This window comes from Paenibacillus ginsengarvi, assembly GCF_003626695.1.
In the GTDB taxonomy this organism is placed as follows: domain Bacteria; phylum Bacillota; class Bacilli; order Paenibacillales; family NBRC-103111; genus Paenibacillus_AB; species Paenibacillus_AB ginsengarvi.
In genome coordinates this window covers 159255-175699 of record NZ_RBAH01000019.1, presented here as the reverse complement: position 1 = coordinate 175699, position 16445 = coordinate 159255, and the positions used below count along the sequence as shown (strand labels likewise).

The following is a 16445-nucleotide window of genomic DNA, read 5'->3' as shown; positions in this document are numbered from 1 at the left end:
GCCCCCCTCAAGATGAGATTTCCCAATTCGTAAGACCCCTGGTAGACGACCAGGTTGATAGGTTCGGGGTGGAAGCGCAGCAATGCGTGCAGCTGACGAATACTAATCGGTCGAGGGCTTATCCAAAGAGCCTCGGATACCCCCGAGGCACTCGATTCTGCTTCAATCGCTCGTTTCGCATCCAGTTTTCAAGGAATAATCCTTGAGTCATTCGTTTGGTGATGACGGCGGAGGGGATCCACGCGTTCCCATCCCGAACACGACCGTTAAGCCCTCCAGCGCCGATGGTACTTGGACCGCAGGGTCCTGGGAGAGTAGGACGTTGCCAAGCGGATGTACATTCCCTGATAGCTCAGTTGGTAGAGCACTCGGCTGTTAACCGAGTTGTCACAGGTTCGAGTCCTGTTCGGGGAGCCATGCTTCCATAGCTCAGTAGGTAGAGTGCATCCATGGTAAGGATGAGGTCACCGGTTCGATTCCGGTTGGAAGCTTCGCCGCCCATTTTGCGGTAAATCGCGGCCCGTTGGTCAAGGGGTTAAGACACCTCCCTTTCACGGAGGTAACAGGGGTTCGAATCCCCTACGGGTCACTTTCTTTTACAGCTTCGATTTGGGGATGAGAACCTTTAGGTTCACCCAATACATAGTTCTCCTAATCAGGGGGAACGTTAATAGCACGGACGCTTAGCTCAGCCGGGAGAGCATCTGCCTTACAAGCAGAGGGTCGGCGGTTCGATCCCGTCAGCGTCCATCACGAGCCGTTGTAGCTCAATTGGTAGAGCAACTGACTTGTAATCAGTAGGTTGGGGGTTCAAGTCCTCTCGACGGCACCAGTTGTTTTATTGGGGATTAGCCAAGCGGTAAGGCAACGGACTTTGACTCCGTCATTCCTAGGTTCGAATCCTAGATCCCCAGTATTTAGCTATGAGCCATTAGCTCAGTTGGTAGAGCACCTGACTTTTAATCAGGGTGTCGTAGGTTCGAGTCCTACATGGCTCACATTCCCTAAAGCGCGTGTGGCGGAATTGGCAGACGCACCAGACTTAGGATCTGGCGCCTTCGGCGTGGGGGTTCAAGTCCCTCCACGCGCACCATCTTCAAATCTTGCATCAAGTTATAATGCGGACGTGGCTCAGTGGTAGAGCATCGCCTTGCCAAGGCGAGGGTCGCGAGTTCGAATCTCGTCGTCCGCTCCATAAGATGTGCCCTTAGCTCAGCTGGATAGAGCGTTTGACTACGAATCAAAAGGTCGGGAGTTCGAATCTCTCAGGGCACGCCATTTTTATCCTGATCAAGAATCAGGAAACTTAATAGTCGGGACGTAGCTCAGCTTGGTAGAGCACCTGGTTTGGGACCAGGGGGTCGCATGTTCAAATCGTGTCGTCCCGATCTTTAATTTCGCGGGTGTAGTTCAATGGTAGAACTCCAGCCTTCCAAGCTGGTAGCGTGGGTTCGATTCCCATCACCCGCTTATCGACTTACAAGTATGAACCTTTGCCGAGCAAAGGTTTTTTTATTTTGTGGCCTCCTTTTCTAATGGGATACATAAAAAATAGTGCGGACTCGTATTTTTCCTGTTTTTCCCCTTGAATTATAGCCGTATTCTTAATAATATAATAAGGACGTAGGTGAAAAGTTCGTTTTTTGAGAAAGGCGTTCCGCTGTCGTTCTGCGTAATGATGCAGCGGCTTCAGAAGTCTTTTTTTGCCGTATTAGGCTTTTTAACGGGAATTCCGCCCTAGCTGACGACGGAGACCTGTGGCCCCCGGTTTCGACTCGTCGGCGGACGTTAAAGCTGCCTGGGGACGGAATGCCGGATATTTTCGCTGTGAACGGTTGATATTTGAAAACCTCATATTTACCACGTTAAAGCAGGAATGCCGTGAAATTTGTCGAATGTGATAAGGATGGAGGGAGACAGAACTATGACTGAAACTACAATAGAAGCGACGCAAGGATCGTCAAGCCATCAATTGCTGCGCAGAGACGTACGTTTTCTGGGAAATATTCTTGGTGAAGTTCTGATTCATCAGGGAGGCCAGCAGCTGTTCAACCTGGAGGAGCAAATTCGCGAGATGAGCAAGACGCTTCGGGCCTCTTCCGATCCGAAACTGCTGCAGGAATTTAAAAAACTGATCCGTTCGCTTAGTCCGGAAGATCGGCACAATGTCGTCCGGGCTTTTGCCATTTATTTTCAGCTGGTCAATATTGCCGAGCAAAATCATCGCATCCGGCGGAAGCGCGATTATGACCGCTCTACGGGGGAGAAGCTGCAGCCGGGATCGATCGAAAATATCGTGGCTGATCTGCACCAAAAAGGAATTCCGGCGGATGAGATGCAAGACATGATCAAGGCTATCTCGCTGGAGCTTGTGATGACCGCTCACCCGACGGAAGCAACAAGACGGGTCGTGCTGGATATTCATCAGCGCATTGCTGAAGATGTCATGAAGCTGGACCACCCGGCGCTTACGAACCGGGAAAGGGAGCAGCTCCGCGAGAAGCTGGTCAGTGAAGTGCTTACCCTGTGGCAAACGGACGAGCTGCGCGACCGCAAGCCAACGGTACTCGACGAAGTGCGCAATGGCTTGTATTACTTCGACGAGACGTTGTTCGATGTTCTTCCGGAGCTGTATCAGGAACTCGAACGCTGCCTCGGCAAGTATTATCCGGATGTGGAATGGACGATTCCGTCTTTCCTGCGTTTCGGCTCCTGGATCGGCGGGGATCGCGACGGCAATCCGTCGGTAACGGCGAAAGTCACCTGGGAAACGCTGACGCTGCACCGGCAGCTGGCTCTTAAGAAGTATGAGGAGCAGCTCAGTGAGCTGATGAATCACTTGAGCTTCAGCACGAACATCGTAGAGGTGCTGCCTGAGCTTCTCGAATCGATCGAGACGGACAAGCAGCACATTCAGCTCAAATCCGAGGACGTATGGCGCAACGATAAGGAGCCTTACCGGATCAAGCTCACCTACATGGCCGAAAAAATCGCGAACGCGCAATCGCACGGAAAAAGCGCAAAAGCCAAATATGCATCTCCGGATGAACTGCTCGAGGATTTGCGCCTGATCGACCGCAGCTTGCGTAATCACTACGCCGACTACACGGCTAATATATACATCCGCAAGCTCATTCGCCAAGTCGAGCTGTTCGGCTTCCATTTGGCCGGGCTGGACGTGCGTCAGCACAGCAAAGAGCATGAAAGCGCGATGAACGAAATTCTCGGGAAAATGAACATCGCGAGCAGCTATGCCTCGCTATCCGAAGAGGAGAAGGTCAAGCTGCTGAGCGGTTTGCTTACCGATCCGCGCCCGCTGATGTCTTCCTATATGGAATACTCGGAATCGACGATGGAAGTCATTAGCGTATACAAAGCGATCAAGGCGGCCCAGGCCGAGTTCGGACCGAAGTGTATTACGACTTATCTGATCAGCATGACACAAGGCGCGAGTGATCTGCTTGAAGTCATGGTGCTTGGCAAAGAAGTCGGCTTATACCGGCGCGAGGCGGATGGAACGGTACGCTGTACCCTGCAGCCTTCGCCGTTGTTTGAAACGATTGATGACCTGCATGCGGCGCCCGCTATTATGGAAACGATATTCAGCATTCCGGCTTACCGGGAGAGCATTAGCGATTTTAACAACGTCCAGGAAATTATGCTTGGCTATTCCGACAGCAACAAGGACGGCGGCGTGCTCACCGCGAATTGGGAGCTTCGCGTGGCGCTGAAAGAGATTACAAAAACGGCCAAACGTTATGACGTGAAGCTCAAGTTTTTCCACGGACGCGGCGGTGCGCTCGGGCGCGGCGGCATGCCTTTGAACCGTAGTATCCTCGCTCAGCCTCCAGAGACGATCGGTGGCGGCATCAAAATTACAGAGCAAGGGGAAGTGTTATCTTCCCGTTATGCGCTGAAAGGAATCGCCTATCGCAGTTTGGAGCAGGCGACGTCGGCTCTTATTCTGAGCGCTTATCTCGCGAAAAACCCGCAGGATACGGACAACGAGTCCGAATACGAGACGATCATGCGATCGATCTCGGAGCAATCGCAGAGCAAGTACCAGGATCTCATTTTCCGCGACCCGGACTTCTATGCGTTCTTTAAGGAAGCGACTCCGCTTCCGGAGGTTGGCGAGCTGAACATCGGTTCGCGTCCGTCCAAGCGGAAAGGAAGCGACCGTTTTGAGGATCTGCGCGCCATTCCGTGGGTATTCGCATGGACGCAGAGCCGCTATCTGCTGCCTGCTTGGTACGCGGCTGGATCGGGTCTCCAGAAGTTTTATCAAGGAAATCCGGATAACCTCCGCAGTCTGCAGACGATGTACCAGAACTGGTCGTTCTTCAGCTCTACGATCGACAATTTGCAGATGGCTCTGGGCAAGGCCGATATGCTGATCGCTCAGGAGTATTCGCAGATGGCGAATAATACGGAAGCCGGACAGCGCATCTTCGAACAGATTCGTTCGGAGTACGAGCTGACCTCGCAGCTGATCCTGCAAATTACAGGCCAAAAAGAGATTTTGGATAACCAGACGGTTATTCAGGAATCGATCAAGCTTCGCAACCCGTATGTCGATCCGCTGAGCTTCCTGCAGGTTCAACTGCTTAGCGAGCTGCGTTCGCTGGATAAGTCGTCGGAGGAAGGCGCCAAGCTGCTGAGAGAAGTGCTGTTGACGATCAACGGCATTGCAGCCGGTCTTCGCAATACAGGCTGATGCGCTTCAAATTATTTCTAGTCGGGGATCGGCTCCTTCGGGAGCCGGTTCTCGACTTTTTTTATAAAAAACGGTACTCTAATAAAGATGGATAAAGATAAGGAATGGCGTTGATACTTCTCGGTATCACCTATTGGAATAAGGCCCGTCTGCGCGGGAGAGAACCGAATCGTAGCGCAGCGGCGGGCCGCAAGGTACCGGGATGGGAGGAATGTCGGTGAATTTTGTAGAAACAAGGCTGGCCAAGCTGGCCCGCGAAGGCGACCGCCGGGCATTCAGCGAACTGGTCGACTTGTACAAAGATAAAATTTATCATCTCGCGTACCGGATGCTGCATAATGTGCAGGAAGCGGAAGACGTGGTCCAGGAAACGTTTTTGCGGGTGTATACGAATTTGAACCGGTTTGACGAGGCGCAGAAGTTCTCGACGTGGATCTACCGCATCGGCACGAACTTGTGTATCGATCGGCTTCGCAAGCGCAGGGCGTCGTATTCGCTCGATGCGGAAGTAAACGACAGCGAGGGAAACGACTGGTACTCGATGCTCGCGAGCGGCGATCGCACGCCGGAGGGCGAGCTGGTGTTATCCGAGACGCAGGAGCAGGTGCGTAAAGCGATCGACTCGCTGCCGGAAAAATATAAATCGGCGGTCATCCTCCGTTACTTGCACGACATGTCGCTTCAGGAGATCGGAGAAGTGCTGGATATGCCGGTGACAACGGTGAAAACGCGGGTTCATCGCGGCCGGGAATATTTGCGGGAACGTTTAGAAAAAGATTCGCTGCTGTGAAGAACAAATGTTGAAACGATTTCAAACATCAAACGTATTGTACGTTACGATACTTTATGCAAAGCGATAGCCAAGGAAAGGAGTGGCACTGTAATATGAATTGCAAAGAAGCCATCCTTTTGATGCACGACTACTTGGACGGGGACTTGACGGGACCCGAGGCGGCGGAACTCAAGAAGCATCTGATCGGCTGCGCCAGCTGCCAGGAGCGGTATACGAAGCTGGAGAAGACAGGGGCGGCTCTCATGGCCTCGATGAAGCCGGTCCATGTGCCGAGCCATCTGACAACTGCATCGATTATGCAGAAGCTTCCCGCTCCGGCGAAACGGACGGTCTGGATGAGGTGGCCGCGACGCCATCCGGCTGCGACAGTGGCCGCATTATTTTGCATCGTCATGTTGGGCAGCTTCATGAGCATGTGGAATGAGGACACCCAATTGGTCGTGCACGGTTCGAACCTCGAGCAGGTCGTCATTAAAGGAAACACGGTTGTTGTCCCAGAAGGCCAAACGTACCAGGGCAACCTGATCGTAGAGAACGGCAAAATCGAAGTAAACGGCAAAATCGACGGGAATCTGATCGTGATCGACGGCAATTACGCTCTCGCTTCTACGGCTCAAATATCCGGAGATATTACAAGCGTCAATCAAGCGGCGGAGTGGGTCTGGTACAAATTGAACCAACTGTTCACCCTGTTCGTCAAATAAATCCGGATGCCGGAAGCGAAAATGTTTCGCCTTCGACATGCGGATTTTTTTTGCAAATTGGGCCGTATCGGCCGGTACATGGGATAGGCGGTTCCTTTGTCGGATTTCGTAGAAACATTCGGACCGTCAATCGGGGCGCAAAATGAGGTTTTTTTGCAGAAATATGTTATGATTATACAATAGACAGATAGGCTCTCGATACGGCCATGGGGGAACAAGCATGGAACTATTGACGGATATTCGCATCAAAGACATAATCGATATTTTGATCGTAAGTTATGTCATTTACCAGCTGATCCTGCTTGTCCGCGGAACGCGTGCCGTTCAGCTGCTCAAAGGGATCATCGTCGTCGTACTGACCTGGGCGCTCAGCATCTGGTTTAACTTAAACACGCTCCAATGGATGATGAACCAGATGTTTACGTTCGGCGTGCTTGCGGTCATCATTATTTTTCAGCCGGAGCTGCGACGGGCGCTCGAACAGCTGGGCCGCGGCAAGCTGTTTCGGGGGTCGTCCTCGTCCGATGAAGAGCACGAGGTCACAAACCGCATCTCGCAAATCTTGAAGTCGGTTAACTATTTATCGAAGCGCAAAATCGGCGCGCTGATCGTATTCGAGCGGGAAACCGGCCTGAATGATTACTTGGAGTCGGGTATATCGCTAGAGGCTCATATTACGTCCGAGCTGCTTATCAACATTTTTATCCCGAATACGCCTTTGCACGACGGGGCTGTCATTATTCGCAGAGGCCAGATTATGGCGGCGGGCTGTTACTTGCCGCTGTCGGAAAACCCGTTCATCAGCAAAGAGCTCGGTACGCGCCACCGGGCGGCGATCGGCATGAGCGAAGTGTGCGACGCGATCTGCGTTGTCGTATCGGAGGAGACGGGACAAGTCTCGCTTGCGATCAACGGCCAGATCGTCCGCGATATCAAGGAGGAGTCGCTCGTCTCGAAGCTGTTCGAGGAGCTTCGCCCGAAGATGAAGGTTAAGGGCAAGACCCCTTTCTGGAAGCGGAAAGGAGGCGAAGGGGCCAATGGATAAATGGCTTCGCAATCCGAACGTCGTCCGGGTCATTGCGCTGTTTATTGGCATCCTGCTGTGGGCGGTTGTACATCTGGACGATCGTTCGACGTCGGGTGGCAGCATTTCGACTAATCAGGAAAAGACGATTTATAACGTTAAGGTTACGCCTATTTATGACGATAACAAGTTTCATATCGCCTCAATCGATCCGACGGAGGTTATGATACGGGTAGAGGGCAAGGAATCGGCGCTGAAAAAAATCAGAACCGACCAGTACCAGATCGTGCTCGATCTGAACGGAGCCAAGGTCGGAGAAAATACGCTGTCGCTCATTGCCAAAGATTTTCCGGCCGGAGTTAAAGTTTCGGTCTTCCCGCCTTATGCCAAAGTAACGCTGGAGGAGAAGCAGACGAAGGAGGTTCCCGTACAGGTGAACCTGATCGGCAATCCGGCGAACGGCTTCAAGGCCGGGCAGCCGGTAGCCAAGCCGAATCGCGTCCTGCTTACGGTGCCAAGCGGCCTTATGGGAGAGGCGATCACGGTCAAAGCCGACGTGAACATCGAGAATGCGCAATCGGCTGTTACAAAGCAGGTGAAGCTGGTCGCCGTCGACAAAAACGGCAAAGAGCTGGGAGTTTCGATCAGTCCGACCGTTGTGGACGTAGAAGTGCCGATTACGCAGCCGTTCAAAAAGATGCCGCTGCAGCTCAAGGTCGTAGGTGAGCCTGCGCCGGGGTACAGCATATCGTTGTTCCAGCCGTCCGTTGACCAGATTACGGTGTACGGACCGCAGGAACTGCTCAATACGCTCGATTTCTACGAAGGGCCGCAGGTCGACGTGGGCGGGCTCAAAACCGACCAGCTGTACACGCTGGACGTTCCGCTCCGGACGAAGATTACTTCGGTCGATCCGCCGAAAATGGAAGTGAAGGTGCAAGTCGTGCCGTCCGATAAGCGGACGTTCGAGCAAGTGCCGATCACGATTATCGGGCAGAACAACAACTTCGATACGCGCATCAAATCGCCGCCTAACGGCACGATTAATGTAATGCTCGAGGGAGCTCCTGCGGTGCTTCAGAAGCTGAAGGCGCAGGATGTGCAGGTCATCGTCGATGTCAGCAACCTGCCGCCGGGCGAGCATACGGTAAATGTGAACGTCAATGTGCCGCAGTTCGTCAAAAAAGTGGAGACGGAAACGAAGGCTGTAGTGGAAATAACGGCCAAAGCGACCGACAATACAGCCGCTCAAAGCGCGCAGGTGAAACAGCTGCCTTAGATCGGGGCCAAACCGAAAGCTTATTCGCGGACACAGGAGCTTAATGAACGGGCTTCGTTAAAGCTCCATAGATAAAGGAGAGGGAACTGGAACATGGGGAAGTACTTCGGAACAGACGGGGTTCGCGGAATTGCCAATAAAGAACTGACAGCAGAGCTGGCTTATCGGATCGGCCGCTGCGGCGGGTATGTGCTTACCCAGCACGCTTCGGAGAAGCCGGTTGTACTGATCGGCCGCGATACGCGCGTATCCGGGGCTATGCTGGAGGCGGCGCTTGTGGCAGGACTATTGTCCATCGGCGCAGATGTCGTCCGTCTTGGCGTCATCTCGACGCCGGGAGTGGCCTATTTGACGAAAACGTCCGGCGCACATGCCGGGGTTATGATATCCGCTTCGCACAATCCGGTGGAAGATAACGGGATTAAGTTTTTTGGCAGCGACGGATTTAAGCTGTTCGACGAAACCGAGCTGGAAATCGAGCAGTTGCTGGATGCTCCTGTCGACGAGCTGCCTCGCCCGATCGGAGGAGATTTGGGGACGGCGCGAGACGACGAACAGGCGAAGTTCCGTTATGCGGAATTTCTGAAAACGACGGTAACTCGCTCCTTCCAGGGATTGCGAATTGTGCTTGACTGCGCTCACGGAGCCGCTTACGAGCTGGCGCCGACTATTTTCCGCGAGCTGGGAGCAGACGTTCATGTGATCGGTGCGGAGCCGAACGGCCGCAATATTAACGATAATTGCGGATCGACGCATCCGGAGAAGCTGAAGGAGGAAGTCGTTCGGCTGGGTGCCGATCTAGGCTTGTCGTTCGACGGGGATGCCGACCGTTTGATCGCCGTGGACGAATCCGGAGCCGAGGTCGACGGAGACTATATTCTGGCGATTTGCGGCGATGCGCTCAAGCGGGCAGGCAAGCTGAACCGGGATACGATTGTGACGACGGTGATGGCTAACCTCGGCTTTTTCAAGGGTGTAGAGAAGATGGGCATGAATGCGCTGCAGACGGCCGTAGGCGACAGATATGTGATGGAGGAAATGCGCAAGGGTGGCTTCAACCTCGGCGGCGAGCAGTCCGGACACGTAATTTTCCTGGATTACAGCACGACTGGAGACGGCATCCTGAGCGCGCTCCAGCTTGTAAACACAGTAGCGGACTCGGGCAAAAAGCTGAGCGAGTTGACAGGCATTATGCAGAAATATCCGCAAGTGCTCGTTAATGTGCGCGTAGCCGACAAAACGAAGCTGAAGGGCAATGCTGCAATCGAGAGCATCATTCAGGATGTAGAGAGCCGCTTTGCGGGCAATGGTCGCGTGCTTGTTCGTCCTTCCGGTACGGAGTCGCTCGTTCGCGTTATGGCGGAAGGACCGGATAAAGACATTGTGGAGTCATACGTCGCCGAAATATGCGAAATTGTGAAGCGTGAGCTGGTATAGCGTTTGTATTTGATACAAAGCGTATCTAAGACAAGTCCTCCGGATGAGCATCCGGGGGATTTTTGCCGATAGACGGGTGTTTTGCGGGAAATTTGGAGGTTGCGTCAAGGAGCAGAATTGAATATGATGGTATTATCACTTTGAAAATGGAAAGGTGGGCGGAGGTTTATCTTAGTATATAAGCGCCAGCGCTTGTCAGGCGGTCGCCGGATCGGAATCAGGGCGTATCGTTATCTGGGTAGGGCAAGCGGACGAGGTAGAGGTGTTCGAAATATTCGGCGGGGACCTCTCGGCAGCCGCATCAGGCCGAAAGCGGGAAGGCAAAAGGTTCGGGCAACCGGGCTGACAAGATTTCCGCATGATGCATTAAAGCGCGATTAAAAAGACCTATGTCTTTTGGATTGCGTACAGGTTCGAAATAAACCGGATCGGCAGAAGCCGTTCGCGCACGTAAGGCGGAGCGGAGCTGCGAGACCGGGTTCGATACAAGCAATAACACGATGAGCTTGCTGCGTTCTTTGAAAACGGAATAGGCTAACCTTGAAAAAAATCGTACGGTTTGTACGCTTCTTTGTCATGCACGGCTGCATGTTCTCGTAGAAAGGGCGCACAAGTTCAAACATCCCATTATTCGGAGGTATGGAACTATGTGCGGTATTGTCGGATATGTTGGAAAGCGGAATTCGCAGCGGATTTTGCTGGAGGGTCTTAAGAAGCTGGAGTATCGGGGATACGATTCGGCTGGCCTGGCGGTATTTACGGATCACGGCCTGGTTGTCAGGAAGGCGCAGGGGCGGCTGGCCGTCCTCGAGTCCAGGCTGGAGCAGGAGCCGCTGGACGGGACGATCGGGATTGGACATACCCGCTGGGCTACGCACGGCAAGCCTTCCGATGTGAACTCTCATCCGCATACGGATAATTCGATGAAATTTTCGGTCGTGCATAACGGCATTATCGAGAACTATATGAGCTTGAAAGAGGAATTGACGGCCAAAGGCCACGTATTCGTATCGGAGACGGATACGGAGGTCATCTCCCATCTGATCGCGGATTTGTACGACGGCGATATCGTCAAGGCTGTGCAGCAGGCGGTCAAAAAGATGAGCGGAGCGTTCGCTCTAGGTGTCTTGACCGAGTATGAGCCGGAGAAGCTTGTAGCGGTACGGCTGGCGAGCCCGCTTATTATCGGCGTCGGCGACGGAGAGAATTTTATCGGCTCGGATATTCCCGCGATTTTGGAGCATACGCGCAACGTTTATATTTTAAACGACGGTGAAATGGCCGTTCTGACGCAGAATGGTGTCGATTTGCGGACGATTGAGGGGAATTTTATTTCCCGGGAAACGTTTTATGTCGATTGGGATCTGATGACCGCGGAAAAAGCCGGATTCGATCATTTTATGCTGAAGGAAATATACGAGCAGCCGAAAGCGTATCGGGATACGATGGGCAGCCGGATCGACGCCGCCGGGGGGCAGGTCGTTCTGAACGAGGTGAAGCTGACGCCGCAGCAGATTTGGGACATTCATAACATTCATATTGTCGCTTGCGGAACGGCTTATCATGCCGGCCTCGTCGGAAAAGCGGTCATCGAGCAGTTGGCGCGAATTCCGGTAGAAGTTGATGTCGCGTCCGAATACCGGTACCGCGATCCGATCATTACGGCGAATACGCTCGTTATCGTCGTCAGCCAGTCCGGCGAAACAGCCGATACGCTGGCGGCTTTACGGGAAGCGAGACGAAGCGGGGCGAGAGTAATCGCCATTACGAACGTAGTGGGCAGCTCCGTCTCCCGCGAGGCGGACGATGTGATCGTCACCTGGGCCGGACCTGAGATTGCCGTCGCTTCGACGAAGGCGTATACATCGCAGTTGATCGCCTTTTATTTGCTTGGGCTGCATTTCGCGCAAACGCTAGGCTTGCAGGACGAAACTATGATCCGGTCGACTATCGCCGCGCTGCTAAAGCTGCCGGAGCAGGTGGAGCAAATTCTTGCGCAAGCCGAACAAATCAAGGAATATGCGGAGCATATTGCGAGCCACAACGATCTGTTCTTCATCGGCCGCGGCTCGGATTACGCCGTTGCCCAGGAAGGCTCGCTCAAGCTGAAGGAGATATCGTACATCCACTCCGAGGCTTATGCGGCGGGAGAGCTGAAGCACGGGACGCTGGCGCTGATCGAGGAAGGGATTCCGGTCATTGCGCTTGCGACACAGGAGCATTTGCTCGAGAAAACGGTCAGCAACATTAAAGAAGTGAAAGCCAGAGGCGCACAAGTGTTCGCTATCGCTTTCGAAGGCAATCCCGACATCGGCAAGGCGGTCGATCTCGTATTCGAGATCCCGCGTACGCTGTCGCTGCTCGCGCCTGCGCTTTCGGTTATTCCGCTGCAATTGCTCGCCTACTATGCGTCGCTTGCTCGCGGCAACGACGTGGATAAGCCGCGCAATTTGGCGAAGTCGGTTACGGTAGAGTGATGTTCACTTGCCTGATGTAACTATGTCTGGTGATAAAAAAGTGTGGAACCAATAAGCAAAATGATTGAACAGATCTGGAAGGGAGCCCGAGGGGAAGATTCGGCGCTCCCTTTTAGATTGCGTAAAAATTGATTTTTTGGATGAGAAGAAAAGAAATTGAATGAACCTCTCCAGCTCAAACTCCCGTCGTTCAATTCTCTAAAGTCTTCGCCTAAAATCAAAAAACGCGCCTGAACCATGGTGGTTTTGCGCGTTTTGTCGGGACGAAATACGGTGTCAGGACGGGATGTTCATAGCGGTCTGCATATTTTTCAGATCGAGCTGAATTTGCTCCGGAATATGGTAGGGATGGTATAGGCCCCGCTGCATCATGTAGTTTGTTATCTTTTCATGGGAGTCTATAGCTTCGTCGAGCTGTTTCATCAAAATTTGTTTGATTTCGGAGGTGGCACATTCGGTTACGGCCATGGCGTAGTTTCTGACTCCGCTCTTGGCGTTCATCAAAAAATCCATTGCGATCACGTCGTCGGTCAGCGTATGAAGCCCTGTCAAGTGTTCTAATAGGGTGTTCATGTTTCTATCTCCTTTAGGTTAGGGTCACTTTAGACAGCACTCCACCGAGCTCCTGAAGCTGCTGCTGTGATAATTGCACGTCTTGCTGCAAAATTTGCCTGAGCTCCGGGTCGGTTACCAGAGCTTGCATGGTTTTGGATTTGGTCATGCAAACGGTCTTGAACGCAGCCATTTCATGAACCTCCAGCATCTCATGCAAAGCGTAATTGGAATTCATTCGGATTGTCCTCCCCTGTATTTACCCATATTCAGGGCTTTAAGATGACTTTGATGCAATTGTCCGTTTTCGTATCGAACATTTCATAGCCGTGCTTGGCCTCGCTAAGCGGAATGACGTGCGTAACAATATCTCCAGGATCTACTTTGCCCGACGTAACCAGCTCGTACATATACGGCATGTAGTGAATGACCGGAGCTTGCCCGGAACGGATATTCACGTTGCGTTGCATGATGTCGCCGAGCGGGAATCCGTTATAGCGTCCGCCGTATACCCCAGTGACTTGGATGGTCCCGCCTTTGCGGACAGCCTGAGACGCAATGATAAATGCGCTCATGGTCCCGCCTTGCAGTTTCAAACCGCTGGCTAGAAATTCGAGATCGCTCATCTTGCCGTCCATGCCTACCGCATCAATTACGACATCGGCGCCGCCTTTGGTCATTTCCTTGAGATTGTTGCCGATATTTGTATCCTGTTCGAAGTTTACGATTTCCACATGGTTCGTTCGCTTCGCATGCTGTAAGCGGTAATCGACATAGTCAACGGCGATGACCCGCTTTGCTCCTTTCAGCCAGCAGAATTTCTGGGCCAGAAGTCCGACCGGACCGCAGCCGAGCACGATGACCGTATCTCCATTCTTGACACCGGCGTTATCTACGCTCCAAAATGCCGTCGTCATGGCATCGGCGATCAAGCTTAGCTTTTCGTCCGGTTGCTCGCAGTTTTCAGGAATCTTGAAGTGGGTGAAATTAGCAAACGGAACTCGTAAATACTCGGCTTGCCCGCCAGGGTAACCACCGGTCGTTCCGGAGTAGCCGAAATATGCGCCTATATCCCCGTGTTCGTTTGAATTGTCGCATTGGCTTTCCAGCTGATTCTTACAATAAAAACATTCCCCGCATGCGATGGTAAAAGGGATGATCACCCGGTCACCTTTCTTTACCTTGGTCACTCCGGGGCCTACTTCTTCTACGATCCCCATCGGTTCATGCCCGATGACATAGTTCTCCTGAAGGTTAGGGATCATTCCGTGAATCAGGTGAAGGTCCGAACCGCAAATGGCGGAACTGGTGACTCTTACGATCATATCGTCCGGTTTCACAATCTTCGGATCCGGCACCTCTTTGACCACGACATTTTTAATCCCTTGATACGTTACCGCCTTCATGCTTTATGTCCTCCAATATGTTCATCCGGGGTCCGATCAAACATCCCTTTACGCGACGTATCATCCGGGAACAAATTCATCTGCCCGATCATCACCGTATTTTTCGCTGAAAGCTGGTCGAGTTGGTACTGTTCGTTCAGCTCGTAAGGATGGAACCATTTTTTGCGAATCATAAGCTCCGTGATTTCTTGGTGCAGTGCAATCCCCTGCATAAGATGATTGCGAAGCAGCGCTCTTACATCGGGAGAAGCCGTTTCCGTCAGGGCGATGGACAAATTTCGCACACCCTCCTTGGCACGAATAAGGAAGTCCATTGCAAATGTCATATCTGCCATCTCCGGCATATTTAACGAATTAATCGGGTCTAAATAATCGGTGTTCATTGGCGTTCCCCTTTAATGTGTGATAGGTGTCGGGTTATTCGGAACAGGCGCTTGGAATGGAGCTCTTGCGTAGATGGCCTGGAGCTCGGCGATCTGTTGCGTGGATAGAATGACGTCCTTCTGCATTAACGCTTTCAGCTCCTGGTCAAAGACCAAGCCTTGCATAAGTTTTGACTTAGCGAGGCAGAGCGTTTTGAAGTTTAACGCTTCATGCAGTTCCATCGATTCGTGCGGCGCTAGCGTTGGCGTATTCATTGAGTAATTATCCCTCCTTACTTTCATCAAAGTTAGACTTTCCTACGCATTGGATCCTATACTAAAATGGATTGCCGAAAATCTGGGGTTCGAATATTCCCATGCAGTCGTAAGAATATGAGGACTCACCTTTTCGGGGCCCGTAAAAATATTTTATTATCCAGACACTTGAACCACATTCAGTCATATAAATAGGTAATAGCAGTTGGAACTTGTTGAGGAGGATTTTATGCAAGTGATGTTACCGAGTGAAAAGTATTTCGGTAAGTTTGAGGCGTTTTTTTTATTTTACGGAGCCATGCCTACAGGCGTTACGGTTTCTGAAACTGGGCGCATTTTTATTTGCTTTCCAAGATGGGGAGACGATGTTAAATTTACGGTGGCTGAAATCGTTCGCGGTACATTACAGCCTTATCCTAGTTTAGACGCTAATTTGGTAAGCCAATCGAATATCACAACGTCCTTCATTAGTGTTCAAAGCGTCGTTGCTGATGGAAAGGGAACGCTTTGGGTACTGGATACGGGGGCTCCTAATTTCTCAGAACCCATCAACGGGGGGGCGAAGTTAGTCGCTGTAGATTTAAATTCAAATACCATAAGAAGTATATATACATTTACGGAAAATGTTGTCCTGCCAACCACTTATCTGAATGATGTCCGATTTGATTTTCGTGTTGGTAAAGCAGGTTATGCTTATATAACGGATTCGTCTTCCCGAGGACCAGGAGCCATTATTGTCGTTGATTTAGAAACGGGCTATGCCTGGAGACGGTTAAACGGAGCAAACTCAACCTCGCCCGATCTCTTTTTCTTACCGAAAGTTGAAGGTAAAATCCTGAAGAATCGAAACAAAGACGGATCTACTTCACCTTTTAGATTGGCATCCGATGGTATAGCGATTTCCCCGGACGGCAAGATGTTGTTTTTTTGTCCTCTCTCCAGTCGTCATCTGTACTCGATTTCAACGGAAGCCCTAAGAGACCGAACGATACCGGATATGAATGTACAGGATCACGTGAAGTATTGGGGAGAAAAAGGTGCTTCAGATGGAATGGTCACCGATGCAAAAGGAAACGTTTATTCTGGAGACTATGAAAACAATAGTATTCGAAAGATATTGCCTAATGGAACAATGGAAACCATCGCACATGATCCGAGGATTTTATGGCCGGATACTTTTTCTATTGGTCCCGATCAATACTTATATTTCATCGTGAACCAATTACATCGGCAGGCAAGATTTCATTATGGTAATGACCTGCGGCAGAAGCCTTATAGTTTACTCCGTATGAAAATAGACGAACTACCTGCTCCTACCTTTTAGTAAATATTTCGCTTTACAAAGTTGACTCTATTTGCATAGAAAATGTATTTTATGACTTTAGGGTTATTAAGAATTTGGAGGCTGCCGCTCGGCA

At 51.6% G+C, this 16445-nt stretch carries 13 protein-coding genes, 12 tRNA genes and 2 rRNA genes; 22 read left to right on the top strand and 5 right to left on the bottom strand.

All coding sequences use genetic code 11. From position 1 onward, the window contains the following. From D7M11_RS23750 to glmS, 21 genes are all read left to right on the top strand, one after another. Positions 1–126, top strand: a 23S ribosomal RNA gene (locus tag D7M11_RS23750); the annotation flags it as partial. A gap of 88 nt (positions 127–214) precedes the next feature. Then, a 5S ribosomal RNA gene (rrf, locus tag D7M11_RS23745) occupies positions 215–331 on the top strand. 10 nt (positions 332–341) lie between these two features. Further along, positions 342–417 (top strand) — tRNA-Asn (locus D7M11_RS23740). 1 nt (position 418) lies between these two features. Then, positions 419–491, top strand: a tRNA-Thr gene (locus D7M11_RS23735). 26 nt (positions 492–517) lie between these two features. Continuing rightward, positions 518–589 (top strand) — tRNA-Glu (locus D7M11_RS23730). An 88-nt stretch (positions 590–677) separates the two neighbouring features. Beyond that, positions 678–750 (top strand) — tRNA-Val (locus D7M11_RS23725). Positions 751–756: 6 nt separating this feature from the next. Beyond that, a tRNA-Thr gene (locus tag D7M11_RS23720) sits at positions 757–832 on the top strand. Between the two features lie 10 nt (positions 833–842). Beyond that, a tRNA-Gln gene (locus D7M11_RS23715) sits at positions 843–914 on the top strand. A gap of 11 nt (positions 915–925) precedes the next feature. Then, a tRNA-Lys gene (locus tag D7M11_RS23710) sits at positions 926–998 on the top strand. An 11-nt stretch (positions 999–1009) separates the two neighbouring features. Then, positions 1010–1093 (top strand) — tRNA-Leu (locus tag D7M11_RS23705). 27 nt (positions 1094–1120) lie between these two features. Further along, positions 1121–1195: transfer RNA gene (locus D7M11_RS23700), tRNA-Gly, on the top strand. A 6-nt stretch (positions 1196–1201) separates the two neighbouring features. Continuing rightward, positions 1202–1278: transfer RNA gene (locus D7M11_RS23695), tRNA-Arg, on the top strand. A 36-nt stretch (positions 1279–1314) separates the two neighbouring features. Next, positions 1315–1388 (top strand) — tRNA-Pro (locus D7M11_RS23690). Between the two features lie 11 nt (positions 1389–1399). Further along, positions 1400–1470, top strand: a tRNA-Gly gene (locus D7M11_RS23685). A gap of 454 nt (positions 1471–1924) precedes the next feature. Next, entirely contained in the window at positions 1925–4717 is a 2793-nt protein-coding gene (ppc, locus tag D7M11_RS23680) for a phosphoenolpyruvate carboxylase (protein WP_120749746.1), read from the top strand. A 217-nt stretch (positions 4718–4934) separates the two neighbouring features. Beyond that, the gene (gene sigW, locus D7M11_RS23675) at positions 4935–5507 is read left to right on the top strand and encodes an RNA polymerase sigma factor SigW (RefSeq protein ID WP_120749745.1); all 573 of its coding nucleotides are present in this window, start codon (positions 4935–4937) and stop codon (positions 5505–5507) included. A gap of 95 nt (positions 5508–5602) precedes the next feature. Beyond that, a complete protein-coding gene (locus D7M11_RS23670; RefSeq protein ID WP_120749744.1) occupies positions 5603–6214 on the top strand; it encodes a zf-HC2 domain-containing protein in 612 nt (203 codons plus the stop codon). A gap of 220 nt (positions 6215–6434) precedes the next feature. Continuing rightward, positions 6435–7259 (top strand): diadenylate cyclase CdaA, encoded by an 825-nt coding sequence (gene cdaA / locus D7M11_RS23665; protein WP_120749743.1) that lies wholly within the window; start codon positions 6435–6437, stop codon positions 7257–7259. Next, positions 7252–8517: a CdaR family protein gene (locus D7M11_RS23660; RefSeq protein WP_120749742.1), complete on the top strand. Its 1266-nt coding sequence runs from the start codon at positions 7252–7254 to the stop codon at positions 8515–8517. Before cdaA ends, D7M11_RS23660 begins: the two co-directional genes overlap by 8 nt. 93 nt (positions 8518–8610) lie before the next feature. Further along, on the top strand, positions 8611–9954 hold the full coding sequence (glmM, locus tag D7M11_RS23655; protein ID WP_120749741.1) for a phosphoglucosamine mutase: 1344 nt from the start codon (positions 8611–8613) through the stop codon (positions 9952–9954). 647 nt (positions 9955–10601) lie between these two features. Further along, entirely contained in the window at positions 10602–12431 is a 1830-nt protein-coding gene (glmS, locus tag D7M11_RS23650) for a glutamine--fructose-6-phosphate transaminase (isomerizing) (RefSeq protein ID WP_120749740.1), read from the top strand. A 276-nt stretch (positions 12432–12707) separates the two neighbouring features. Here glmS and D7M11_RS23645 read toward each other — a convergent pair whose 3' ends face one another. From D7M11_RS23645 to D7M11_RS23625, 5 genes are read right to left on the bottom strand one after another with little or no spacing between them, the layout of a single operon-like run. Next, positions 12708–13004: a spore coat protein gene (locus D7M11_RS23645; protein WP_120749739.1), complete on the bottom strand. Its 297-nt coding sequence runs from the start codon at positions 13002–13004 to the stop codon at positions 12708–12710. A 13-nt stretch (positions 13005–13017) separates the two neighbouring features. After that, positions 13018–13221: a hypothetical protein gene (locus D7M11_RS23640; RefSeq protein WP_120749738.1), complete on the bottom strand. Its 204-nt coding sequence runs from the start codon at positions 13219–13221 to the stop codon at positions 13018–13020. A gap of 31 nt (positions 13222–13252) precedes the next feature. Beyond that, a complete protein-coding gene (locus tag D7M11_RS23635; protein ID WP_120749737.1) occupies positions 13253–14389 on the bottom strand; it encodes a zinc-dependent alcohol dehydrogenase in 1137 nt (378 codons plus the stop codon). Beyond that, a complete protein-coding gene (locus D7M11_RS23630; protein ID WP_120749736.1) occupies positions 14386–14772 on the bottom strand; it encodes a spore coat protein in 387 nt (128 codons plus the stop codon). Before D7M11_RS23630 ends, D7M11_RS23635 begins: the two co-directional genes overlap by 4 nt. 12 nt (positions 14773–14784) lie before the next feature. Beyond that, a complete protein-coding gene (locus D7M11_RS23625) occupies positions 14785–15027 on the bottom strand; it encodes a spore gernimation protein GerQ (protein WP_120749735.1) in 243 nt (80 codons plus the stop codon). A 229-nt stretch (positions 15028–15256) separates the two neighbouring features. Between D7M11_RS23625 and D7M11_RS23620 the strand changes: the two genes are divergently transcribed. Continuing rightward, on the top strand, positions 15257–16351 hold the full coding sequence (locus tag D7M11_RS23620) for an L-dopachrome tautomerase-related protein (protein WP_193556264.1): 1095 nt from the start codon (positions 15257–15259) through the stop codon (positions 16349–16351). Positions 16352–16445: the final 94 nt, after the last annotated feature.